Origin of the sequence: Psychrobacillus sp. NPDC096389, assembly GCF_044762855.1 — a bacterium.
Taxonomy (GTDB): Bacteria; Bacillota; Bacilli; order Bacillales_A; family Planococcaceae; genus Psychrobacillus.
In genome coordinates, this window is sequence record NZ_JBIWFB010000013.1 from 59,700 (window position 1) to 70,493 (window position 10,794).

Genomic DNA, 10,794 nt, shown 5'->3' on the forward strand with positions numbered 1-10,794 from the left:
TTTATGCCACCCCCTGTTTCATGTTCAACTGAATAACTTGTAAACTGATCTCCCCAATAGATTCTTTTTCAAAATTAGTCATCGTTACTTTTTCAGTTTCGGAATACATCCCACTAATAAGCATTTGGTACTTATCCTCGATGAATTTTCTTCTTACTTTTAATGTGCGTGTTAATTCTCCATCATCCGCAGTAAACTGTTTGTGTAAAATAGAAAACTTTTTTACACGAGCGTATGATGGTAGTTGATCCATTAACCCTGCCACTTGTTGTTCGATGAACTCAATAACCTGGGGATCTCTTGCTAAATCGGAATACTCCGTATAAACAATTCGATTTTTATCTGCCCAGCGACCTACACTGTTTAAGTCGATATTCAAGATAGCGGTAATATACGGCATATCCTTACCGAAACAGACTGCCTCTTGTATATAGGGACTAGTTTTTAATTTATTCTCTACTATTCTCGGATAAATGAGTTTCTCGTTTTGGTCCTTAATAATGTCCTCTTGCCGATCAAGCATATAGAGATGCCCGTCTGTTCCTAAGCGTCCGCAATCTCCTAAAGTAGTCCATCCATCAATCATCGTCTGGCGATCTTCCTCATGTAAATACTGAGTAGAAATAGAGGAATTTCTTACATAAATAACCCCATCTTCGCCAATTCTTACATCTGTTCCAGGTAGAGGCACTCCGGAACTTTCTACGTTAATATCATCATCCAACTGAACAAATGCGATACCCGCTAACTCTGTCCCTCCATATGTTTGTTTCACGTTTACTCCAATACTATGAAAAAAGTAAAAAGCTTCAGTTTGAAGTGCGGCCCCGGCGATATATGCTCTTTTAATCCGAGATAGTCCCACATGATCTCGAATGGCACTGAAAATAAGGAAATCACCAAGTTGGTACATAAGTTTTTCTCCAAATGAAAGAGTTTGTTTATTTAACTTGGCATGTGCCATTTTGTCTCCATATTTCTTAAAAGTTTGATAGACCTTTTTCTTAAACCAACTTGCACCTTCCATTCGGATAGTAAAATCAGACATAATCTTTTGATAAACTCTAGGCGGTGCTAAAAGAGTTTGAGGTCCTATTTCACGTAAATCACCAATTACTGTATGCGCCTTTTCTGGAAAATTCACAACCATTCCAGTTGATAATGGAATAACAACGCTGACCACTTGCTCATGAATCCAAGAGAGTGGTAAAAAAGAAAAGTAATCATCTTTTTCTTCCATTTGATCAACTCTCAAAAGATTTTTCGCGGCATCTTGTAAGTTTTCATGTGTAAGCAATACCCCTCTTGCCTTGCCAGTTGTTGCCGCACTATAAGCAATCATCGCATGGTCGTCTCCAAGTCCTTGAGCTAATTGATTTTGAAAAAAGCGTGGATTATCCTCTGCTAAACTGGCTCCATTCTCTAAAAGCTCTTCAAAATCTATTAACTTTGGATGTTTATAATGGCGCATTCCTTGTTTATTGTAAAAAATGATATGTTCAACAAGTGGAATCTCCTGTTCGATTTCCAGCAATTTATCTACTTGCTCCTGATCTTCCACGACAACAAGACGTGCCTGGCAATCGTTTAAATAGTAAATAAGCTGTTCTGGAAGCGATTCTTGATAAATTCCAACCGAAATACCACCTAAACTTTGAGTAGCCATTTGCGAATAAAGCCACTGCGGTCGATTTTCGCCTATAATCGCCAGTTTTTCTCCGCTTTTAAAATTCAACTTTTTAGCTAATGAAAGGGATAATCGCTCTACCTTTTTTAAATAGTCGCCCCATGTGATTTCATTCCATATTCCCAAATGTTTTTGCCTTAATGCAACTTCATGTTCTTTCTTAGACGCACGTTCCGCTAAAAGATTAGGTAATGTTTTTTCTGACCCCACGCTTATTCCACCTTTCTAAATAACGGTTTCTTCCCCAATATAAGCTCGAATTACATCCGGATTTTTCTGTATGTCTTCCGGAGTACCAAATCCAATTCGTTTTCCAAAATCTAAAACCGCAATATGATCGGATAAATTCATCACGATACCTAAATCATGCTCGATTAATACAACCGTGATATCCATTACCTCATGCATATCTAATATAAAACGAGCCATTAAGTCTTTTTCTGAATTGTTCATCCCCGCCATTGGTTCATCCAATAATATTAATTCCGGTCCGAGTGCTAGCGCTCTACCTACTTCCACTCGCTTCTGTAATCCGTAAGGAAGAGTTCCAACAGGCGTATGTCGTATATCTTGCAGTTCAAGAAACTCAATAACTTCTTCCACTTTTTTGCGATGCTCTATTTCTTCATTGGCCGCTTTACCGAAATACAATCCTCCACTTATGGCACCTGAGCGCAGTAAAGTGTGTCTTCCTAGCTTCAAATTATCTAATACGGACATGTGAGCAAACAGTGCTATATTTTGAAAAGCCCTTGCAATCCCAAGTGTTGTTCGATGATAAGGCTTCATGTTAACTATTTCCCGTCCTTTATAACGGATGGAACCGCTAGTTGGCTGATATAAACCGCTAATACAGTTGAGCATACTTGTTTTTCCAGCACCGTTAGGACCAATAAGTGAGAAGATCTCCCCTTTTTCTATATGATAGGTGACGTCATCTAATGCTTTTACTCCCCCAAATTGTAAAGACACGGCTTCTATCTCTAATATAGGCTCCACCAGGATTCCCCTTTCAAATTCAATACCTAATTTTTAATATATTCTGAATATTACTGTAGGCATAACAGCTTTGTCAATCCAGTTTATGATTCTTAAGAACTAGTATTTTGTCGATAATTACAATAATATGCTCTTAGAATTCTGGTGATATAAGGCATATAATCTATTATATTTTTCCATTTTTATAATCTATATGATTCTCATGTAAAAATTTTTATAGGGTTATAAAATAATCTCCACGTAAAAAAACTCCATCTATGGCGATTCATCATAGATGGAGTTACTAAGATTATTTAATTTTCGACAGGAACTTCCTCATTCATTTCTCTTTCAGCAACGGAAAATAATTTTGTTTTTGTTTTAAATTTATTTTTTATCTGAAAATATTCCGTTTAAATAAGTAGTCATATGAAATATCGATGAATAAATACCCATTTGCATTCACCGGTACAGAAAAAGTACGCGTCATTTCCCCCGTGTCAATATCGCTGTACACATCAGAAAAAACACCGCTTTGATCATTACGCATAGTAATAATGGTTTTCAAAAAATATGGGCGCCAACTCCAATTTTTATTGATCGCTTCTTTTTGTATATGCCATTCGTTTTCAATACGCATAATATTAGGAGATGTTTGAAAACCTTCTTCATCGCAAATGTAAAGACGAAAGGAATAATCATCGAGCGCACGAGCAAGTGCAAGGAGCTGCTCTGCATCGTTACTCACAGGCTTTAAACGGTGGACGGATTTTTCTAATACATTCTGCAAAGCTTTTAACTCCTTGTAATTTTCTTCAAGAAGCCGTTTTTCTGCCGATATGAACTGCTGACATTTTTCTTTGAAACTCTCTTTCAATTGGTCGCGTGGAATCATTGCTGTATGGACATTGGCTAAATATTTTCCTTGATAATAGCGTCCTCCATTTTTCCATGCAAATTGGAGCTGATGGACACTATCGATGCCTTCAAATAACATATTTGCACCTATTCTACGTGCCATTGTACTAAGTGATGTGAATAAATCATTTTCCACGCCCCAAGACTCATAACTTAACTTGGCAATATTTAATTTCAATATGTTAGGAGATAGCATATTAATATAATCGAGATGACTTTCTGAGCCTACTTGGTTTATAGCAATTTTTATCCCGTATGTCCGGTAATAACGAAGCACATTATTCAGTTCTTTAAATGCTCCTTTAAAGTCATGCTCCGATACGACGATAACGATACGTTCTAGCTCATCTTCTGGAATATATTGTTTAATGATATCAAAGTAACTTTCTCCATAATCGAGCACAAGTAAATTGGCATTACACGGTAAATAAATATCATAATCCTTCGCTTCCTTCACTAATTGAGAAAGAGCAAGACTCCAAATTTTTTGCGTCACTTCCACACGGTACTCTTCAGGAATGTCTTCATCATAGGCAAATGAATTCAAATTCACCTCATTATCGTCAACATTAAGTTTGCCAGAGATTTCATATGCAATAACTATATGCTCATCCGCACTAAAAATTGGCTGAAAATACACTTTTAGTTTATCTAAATTCGTTAGTACTTCAATTGCATCCATTTTCGTATTCCCCCTTAAAACTTCAAACGATTTCATCCTTCTTTTCATGGTATTCCAATGAAATACGATATGCAATCGAATTGTATGTAATTTCATTTACAAGTGATGACCCTTCTTCAAACGAATCAATAGTTGAACTAAACTTCTATTAAAATCATGATTGTAATCATAAACTTTAATTCCAAACATTTCGCGATCATATAAAAAACACAAACTTTATTATATTTAACATAAATATAGTTCGTTTTTTGTGTAGATATTTGTTTTATATTACTCTATAATATCAAATATATTAAATAAATACGAACGTTTAGGAGTGTTCACCAAAAATGGTAGTCCCAATAAATAAACAAACAGAAGAAAAAAACAACCATCAACACTTAACGGTTGGACCCGACGAAAAAGTCTCACGTGGGCAGTCTATTTTACTCGGTTTACAACATGTATTAGCTATGGACGTATATGTAGTTCCCTTTATTATCGCCATGCTGATTTCTTTACAAGCTGGGCAATCAACAGCTTTAATACAATCTACCTTTATAGCTGCTGGGATTGCAACAATTGTACAAACCTATTTCTGTATGAAACTACCTGTTGCTCAAGGGCCTTCTTTTATTCCAATCGGGGCAATCGTAGGTATATACGCTGCTAGTGGTGGTGGAATAAATGGATGGAGTACAGTTTTAGGTGCTAGCTTAATTGCCGCTATACTAGTTATTATTTTAGGATTTACTGGCATCTTTCATAAATTGATTAAATCTTTTGTCCCTCCAATGGTTGGAGGTACCATCATTTTTGTAGTCGGCCTGTCCCTAATGCCTGTTGCCTTAAATGATAATATTTATAATGCGGTTGGTGCTACTGTTACCCAAAACGTGTATTTAGCACTTATTTCAGGCACTATGCTTATTCTATGTGTGATGTTAGGTTCTTTGTTTCAAAATAATGGTCGCGTTTTCCGTATTACTTCGGTTATTATTTCGCTAATGGTCGGGTGTATTGCGGCTAGTTTTATGGGAGTATTGGATTTATCTGCTGTTGCAGAAGCAAAATGGTTTAGCCTTCCCCAAATTCCTTTTATCGATTTTAGTTTTTCTTTTAACCCATCTGCGATCATTACAATGATTATTATTTACGTTGTGTTAATGGCAGAAACAACTGGCACGTGGTTTGCAGTAAGTAATGTAATAGACAAACCATTAACCGATCAAAATATTAATCGTGGAGTTATCGGCGAGGGGATTGGCTGTCTAGTAGCTTCGTTATTGGGTACGACTCCTGTAACTGGTTATTCAACCAATGCAGGAATCATTTCGATTACCGGTGTTGCTAGCCGAATTGTTTTTGTTGTAGCTGGTGTCTGGTTTGTATTATTTGGTTTTTCAAGTAAATTATCCGCGCTAATTTCGTCTATTCCATCTGCCGTAATCGGTGGCGTTTTCGTCATCATATGCGGCGTCATTGCTATTAGTGGAATGAAAGTGATGAAAAATGAGCATATCGGTGAAAAAGAAATGTATGTCATCGCTGTGCCAATGATTTTGACATTAGCTTTAACATTCATTCCTGATGATTTCTTATACGCTTTACCTACTACATTACAATATTTATTTAACTCACCCGTTGCAACTGCTGCCATCGTTGCAATTATATTGAATAAATTATTACCGAGTGTAAAGTAAGATAAAGACTAATGCGCCCACCTCTGCCTCAATACGGTAAATGGAAATGATAAGTTTTAGTGGGATCTCCCACATAATAGAGATAGTGCGTCTTAGAGAGTTGTATGAAGTGTCCGCAGGGATTTTCGCAGCAGGGCGCTTTCCGTAGGGTGAGCGATGAGCCTTTACCGCCGCGCCTACGCGCGTACGTTGTGAAGGCTCATTTTACTCAACAGAGGAGCAAAGGCTAGGAACGCCACATCGTGTGGCAACGCCTTCGTGACCAACATCCTGTTGGCCTCTACTGGAGTCGCCTCCCTGCTGCGAAAATCCAATGATAAAACACTGACTTATCAGTGTCCGTAATTAACAATAAATGGTTGAATGAGACAAACTCTTCGAGCAAATGCCGGCTAGGAGAGTTCAGGGGAATTATCGTTGTCTCAATCCAAGTAAACTTGCTATTATGAGAAATTAGTTGCTTTCATCGGCAATTTAGTTGCTCTCATGCTGATTTTAGTTGCTTTAGTACTGAAATTAGTTGTTTTCAATAGCTTTTTGATTGCCCTTAGCCATTCTTTGGAATTTTCCACGACGATGGGAGACCTAGCGAGAGCGTTAGCGACGTAGCGGCTCGTCACTCACCCGGTGGAAACCTTATTGAGCCTACTAAGTCGCTTTCCCTATACTACGTTCAATCAAAAATGATATAACATACTTGTGTTACACGTAAAAATTATCTATTGTATAGAATTTTATTATTTCCTAAAGCACGGGAAAAGGCTCATCATCCATTACGAATGATGAGCCTTTTCATATACACTTTTATTCTTGTAAATCTTCAATAGATGTAATATCCATATAAGATGGGACAACTAAACCGATTTTCACACCAGTCATACTAGCACCAAGATCTTCAAATTTTCCATCAAACTTCTCTGCATAAGTTGCATGTGTTAAAGGCAACCATCCAGCAAGAGATGCATCGGCACTACCATCAGCAACTGCAGTCCACATAGGACCTGCTTCTACTTGTACTGTTGTTACTTTATAGCCCATATCTTCTAAGACGATTTTCATCACATTTGTGCTGGCAATTTCACTATCCCATGCAACATATGCAAGCTTGATTGCATCGCCATTCACTTTTTCCACACCATCTGTCCATACAGCAATTTTATCTGCATTTGCATCTACCCAGTTTTGCGCTGCAACTTCTGGTTTTTCACCTTCTTGGATGGCAATCATAATTTCACCCATATCCTCTTCAGACCAGCTGAAGTTTGATAAGATTTGGTGAGCTTCTGGTAAATCTTCTTGTAGTCCAGTTCGACCGATTGTATGGATTTCTTCTTCTCCACCATACGAACCTTTTGGATCTTCAAGATATTTCAAATCGTATTTGGCAAATTTCCAGTGTGGCGTCCACCCTGTAATAATTATAGGTTTCTCTGCATCATACGCTTTTTTCAGAGCAGCGGTCATTGCAGCTCCAGAACCAGATACTAAATCCCATTTATCTAATTCATAATCAGTTATAGCACGTTCAGTTGCTTCCATAATTCCTGCACCTGGATCAATACCGGTTATTTTATAATTGACCGATTCTCCGACTGAACCAGCTTCTGAAGTGGAACTATTATTCTCATCTGAACCACATGCTGCAAGCCCTAGTGATAGTAGAGCGATTGCTCCTAATCCTGTAATCTTTTTAGCTAAATTCATGATAATTTTCCCCCTATTTTTTTCTTTCTTGCTCCCGCTTGTTGTGTAATACGATCTAAAATAATCGCAACAATAACAATAGAAACACCTGTTTCTACACCTACACCGGTTTTTAATTGTGTCACAGATCGGTATACTTCTTCCCCTAGCCCTGGTGCACCTACCATAGAAGCAATAACCACCATGGACAAGGCAAGCATGATGCTTTGGTTAACACCCGCCATAATCGTTGGTTTAGCTAGTGGAATTTGTATTTTCATTAATCGTTGACTAGTCGTAGAACCAAATGCTTCTGTCGCTTCTATTAAATCTTTAGGAACTTGCTCAATTCCTAACATCGTTAACCGAATTGTCGGTGGCATCGCAAAAATGACCGAAGCTACTACTCCTGGAACAACTCCAATATTAAAGAAGAAGATAGCAGGTATTAAGTAAACAAATGCAGGCATCGTTTGCATCAAGTCAAGTAGTGGATTTACTACCTTGCGGACACCTGCTTTTTGCGAGCTCCAAATACCAATCGGAATACCAATTACTACGGCCAAAAATACTGATGTTAACACGAGTGCCAACATTTGAAGCATTGGATACCAGTAACCTAGGTAATCAATGAATAAAAGTCCGATTAATGTAAAGAAAGCAATTTTTCGCGTAGAAATAAAATAAGCAATCAACGCGAAAATAATCGCAAGTAAAATCGATGGGACCATATCTAGAACGGTCACCGCTCCTTCAACGACCCCTCCTAAAACTTCTGCAATTCCGTCCAATACCGAACCGAATGTAGAGACGAGCCAATCTACACCATTATCTATCCAATCTGCAAACGGAAGTCTTGGTAATAATTCATTCATCTTTATACAACCTCCGTATTCGTTTGATCAGCTGGTTCAATTATTCCATCATTATTAATAAACTGGTTATCACCCGATAGAGCTCCAATCAGGGCTCCACGTATAATAATTCCTAATAACTTTTTATCTTCACTAATAACTGCTACCGGAATGGTCGCAGTGGACACAACGTCAAAAAGCTCTGTCAATACAGTATCTGGTGTAATCATTGGAAGGTTAGAGATTAATACATCTTCTAGTGACTTATCCGATTCTGAAGCTGCTACCGCATCTTGAGCAGTTACCGCTCCCATCAAACGATTGCTTTTATCTACAACATAGATAGAAGAAATTCCGAGTTGTTTCATTAAACGAAGGGCAACGCGAGGTCCTCTGTCCACTTGCACCGTATCAGCCTGTTTCATAATATGTCCCGCTGTTAATACTTTCGCTAAGTCCACGTCTTCAACAAAGCGCTCCACATATTCATTGGAAGGACTCATCAATATTTCTTCAGGCGTGCCAATTTGAACTATTTCTCCATCTTTCATAAGTGCGATACGATCTCCGATGCGAAGGGCTTCATCTAAATCATGGGTAATAAATATAAATGTTTTCCCCATGTCACTATGAAGCTGCAGGAGTTCATTTTGCATATCTTTCCGAATAAGGGGATCTAGTGCACTGAAAGCTTCATCCATTAGTAGTATGTCTGGATCATTGGCTAGTGCTCTTGCAAGTCCCACGCGTTGTTGCATTCCACCGCTTAGTTGGTTCGGATATTGATCTTCGTAGCCAGCAAGACCCACAAGTTTTAATGATTCGACCGCTTTTAAACGGCGTTGATCTTTTGGTACTCCTTGGATTTCCAAACCATATTCGGTATTCTCAACGATAGTCTTATGTGGAAAAAGAGCAAAATTTTGAAAAACCATACCTATCTTTTTACGCCTTACTTCTCGTAACTGTTCTTTATTCATCTGTACAATATCTTCACCATCAAGCAAAATCTGTCCTACCGTCGGATCGATTAGCCGATTCAGCATTCGAACTAAAGTCGATTTACCACTTCCCGACAGTCCCATAATGACAAAAATTTCACCGTCATAAACATCAAAATTTACATTTTTAACACCCACAGTAGCACCAGTTGCTTTTAAAATGTCTCCTTTTGACTTTCCTTCTTTTAGAAGCTGTACTGCTCGCTTCATGTTCTTACCAAAGACTTTCGTAGTATCTTTTACTACGATTTTTTTCTTGATACTTTGTTCGTTCATATACACACTCCTAACTGCTCATAATAAATGAACACCTAATCATTATATATGTAATATGTTTGTAAAACAACCGTATTAACTTTATTTATAGTTTGTACGGTAAAAACTGTACAAACTATAAATAAAAAAATTGCTTTTTAAACAAGGATATTATACATTTAATAAAGTCAGCTGGTTTAGTGAAGAGAAGCTGATTTTAGTGGAGGGAAGACGTAAATGGAAGGTCACGAAAAACTCGAAAAAGCACGGGAACGAATTATCGAGACAATCGCACAAAATATACATCTCTACGGTTTGGTACCTTCTGCAGGTAGACAGTATGGAATGATGTTTTTTCAAAATGAACCATTAACATTAGATGACATGACGGAAAAGCTTGGAATGAGTAAAACAAGCATGAGTACTTCCGTTAGAGCGTTGTCTGATTTAAAATTAGTCGAACGCGCCTGGAAAAAAGGAGTTCGAAAAGATTTATACAAAGTATCAGATGATTGGTACCAAAGTTTTATTGATTTGTTTTCGATCAAATGGCGAAGATCCGTTACACTTCATCTAGTTGCAATAAAAAAGTCTTTAGCTGAACTCGAGCAATTATTAGCAGATCCGACTGCTAGCGAGGAATTGCTAAAAGAAGTCCAAAACGATATCGAAAAACTAAAGTATATTAAAAATTATTATGAGTGGCTTGAACGTTTGGTAGATGTATTTGAAGATCAAAAGATTTTCGATCTCGTCCCAATTATGAACGACTCAGAAAGCGATTTAAAAGACTGACCAACTAGAAAAGTGCAAGCGCCTATGCCTGCCCCGACAGGCAAATGGGGAAAAGCGAGGAGGCAGCTCCCCAGCCACCACAAGCGATTTTGTTTGCGACGAGCTTTGCGCAGGAGCAGCTTTTTCACATTTGACCCCGAGGGGCAAGGCGCTGAAACTGGACCAATCGAGTAGGAGGGAGTGATTAACTCCCGACCTCTCACACCACCGTACGTACGGTTCCGTATACGGCGGTTCAATTAAGATGAATAACGCAAAG

The 10,794-nt window shown here is 38.0% G+C and carries 8 protein-coding genes; 2 read left to right on the forward strand and 6 right to left on the reverse strand.

The annotated features are described in order from the left end of the window. Window position 1: 1 nt before the first annotated feature. From ACIQ38_RS22010 to ACIQ38_RS22020, 3 genes are all read right to left on the reverse strand, one after another. Window positions 2-1,897, reverse strand: coding sequence for an AMP-binding protein (locus tag ACIQ38_RS22010; protein WP_402828475.1), 1,896 nt, complete (start codon window positions 1,895-1,897; stop codon window positions 2-4). A 15-nt stretch (window positions 1,898-1,912) separates the two neighbouring features. Then, complete coding sequence (locus tag ACIQ38_RS22015) at window positions 1,913-2,686, reverse strand: ABC transporter ATP-binding protein (protein ID WP_402828478.1); 774 nt, start codon at window positions 2,684-2,686, stop codon at window positions 1,913-1,915. A gap of 373 nt (window positions 2,687-3,059) precedes the next feature. Next, window positions 3,060-4,265, reverse strand: coding sequence for an EAL-associated domain-containing protein (locus tag ACIQ38_RS22020; RefSeq protein WP_402828481.1), 1,206 nt, complete (start codon window positions 4,263-4,265; stop codon window positions 3,060-3,062). 329 nt (window positions 4,266-4,594) lie between these two features. On the opposite strand from ACIQ38_RS22020, the gene ACIQ38_RS22025 reads away from it, so the two are divergent. After that, window positions 4,595-5,947: a uracil-xanthine permease family protein gene (locus ACIQ38_RS22025; RefSeq protein ID WP_402828484.1), complete on the forward strand. Its 1,353-nt coding sequence runs from the start codon at window positions 4,595-4,597 to the stop codon at window positions 5,945-5,947. A gap of 804 nt (window positions 5,948-6,751) precedes the next feature. Here ACIQ38_RS22025 and ACIQ38_RS22030 read toward each other — a convergent pair. From ACIQ38_RS22030 to ACIQ38_RS22040, 3 genes are read right to left on the reverse strand one after another with little or no spacing between them, the layout of a single operon-like run. After that, window positions 6,752-7,651, reverse strand: a complete 900-nt coding sequence (locus ACIQ38_RS22030) for a glycine betaine ABC transporter substrate-binding protein (RefSeq protein ID WP_142539099.1) — start codon at window positions 7,649-7,651, stop codon at window positions 6,752-6,754. Beyond that, window positions 7,648-8,505: an ABC transporter permease gene (locus tag ACIQ38_RS22035; RefSeq protein ID WP_402828488.1), complete on the reverse strand. Its 858-nt coding sequence runs from the start codon at window positions 8,503-8,505 to the stop codon at window positions 7,648-7,650. The genes ACIQ38_RS22030 and ACIQ38_RS22035 overlap by 4 nt, the downstream gene beginning before the upstream one ends. Before the next feature lie 2 nt (window positions 8,506-8,507). After that, complete coding sequence (locus tag ACIQ38_RS22040) at window positions 8,508-9,761, reverse strand: quaternary amine ABC transporter ATP-binding protein (RefSeq protein ID WP_402828491.1); 1,254 nt, start codon at window positions 9,759-9,761, stop codon at window positions 8,508-8,510. Window positions 9,762-9,977: 216 nt separating this feature from the next. Between ACIQ38_RS22040 and ACIQ38_RS22045 the strand changes: the two genes are divergently transcribed. Further along, complete coding sequence (locus ACIQ38_RS22045) at window positions 9,978-10,535, forward strand: GbsR/MarR family transcriptional regulator (protein ID WP_402828493.1); 558 nt, start codon at window positions 9,978-9,980, stop codon at window positions 10,533-10,535. The last annotated feature ends 259 nt before the right edge of the window (window positions 10,536-10,794 follow it).